This window comes from Flavobacterium sp. (assembly GCF_003525665.1).
In the GTDB taxonomy this organism is placed as follows: domain Bacteria; phylum Bacteroidota; class Bacteroidia; order Flavobacteriales; family Flavobacteriaceae; genus Flavobacterium.
The window spans coordinates 4,278-5,485 of record NZ_DQDX01000059.1 but is presented as its reverse complement, the minus strand read 5'-3'; the positions used below and the strand labels follow the sequence as shown (position 1 = coordinate 5,485).

2 protein-coding genes are annotated in these 1,208 nt (G+C 33.1%); both read right to left on the bottom strand.

Annotated features, from left to right (window positions below; translation table 11 throughout):
* A partial coding sequence (locus tag DIU01_RS04155) for a hypothetical protein (protein ID WP_290831986.1) occupies nucleotides 1-573 on the bottom strand: 573 nt, incomplete at its 3' end.
* 99 nt (nucleotides 574-672) lie between these two features.
* On the bottom strand, nucleotides 673-1,179 hold the full coding sequence (lptE, locus tag DIU01_RS04150; RefSeq protein WP_290831985.1) for an LptE family protein: 507 nt from the start codon (nucleotides 1,177-1,179) through the stop codon (nucleotides 673-675).
* Nucleotides 1,180-1,208: the final 29 nt, after the last annotated feature.

Below are 1,208 nucleotides of genomic sequence, written 5' to 3'. Positions count from 1 at the left end.
AATAAATTTATCGATAATTTCGAGTTTTTTCTTTTTGGCAAGTATTTCTTCTGATGGGGTTTCTTTTCTTTCAATAGGATTTAATCTAGAAAGTTGAAGCCATTCTTGAAAAGAGTGTTTCTCGTTTACAGTAAATTCTAATGGAATACCTAAGTCTAATTTCTTTTCGAAAACTAAATCGTGCGGATTGGCTTGCGTAATAGAAGAAAGAATAGATTGTTCTACCGAATTTGCTTCTTGTATTGGTTTTGAAACTTCAACAATTTCGCTTCCAATGACATCGATGTCAAGTAATTCGGCTATTTTTTGGTCGTACAAACCATTTTGAACGGTTACAAAACTATCGGAAGTTATAAAATCGAATAAAATACTTCTATCTGTAGTGAATGCTGCAGCAACTTTTAAAGCATAATTATATTTGAAACTATCCTGATTATACAAATGCTTTAATCGTAAAACACGAGCACTTTGAAAATACGGAAATTCTTCCATAATTTTTTCCAATTCGGTGCTGTGACGCTCGTTGATGGCATCGGGTTTATTGATTAAATAAGTGTAGTCGGTTAAGTTCAAGTTTATTATTGTTCAGTGTTCAGTGTTCGGTGTTCAGATTGCGGTTGTAAATTTACGTTTATAACTGCCAACTGTTACTGAATACTGCCAACTATTTTGTTACCATTTTGCAAGTGATTCATTAAAAACGTCTTGTGTAATTCTTTCAAAAATCACGTCTAAAGCGCTTGATAATTGTGCTCCAACAAGTTGTGTGTTTCCATCATAATCAAAGAAAAAAGAGAATTTTTTACTAAAATCGTCTGCTTCTTTATTTTTATTTGTGAAACGAACCATAACTCCAACGGTTAATCTGTTTTGCGCTGCACGTTGATCAGCAGTTGCCGTCATTGGCGTAATTCGGTATTCTACAATTTCGCCTTCGTACATCAAATCTGCTCCAGAAGTTACCAAGTTTAAATTGGTTTGATTCTGAATGATGTCTTGTAATTCTAGGGTGAAAGTTCGTTCAATTCCGGGCTCAATTAACTCTGCAGTGTTTTGGAAATAATTTACTTGAAACGTTTTGGCATCAATTTTTCCAGTTCCAGTGAAATTATACGGACCGCAACCGCTAAAAGTTGTTGCGATTATTAGGATTAAAATATATTTTATGACTTTATTCATTTTGAGAAATTCCAATTAATTTTCAAATA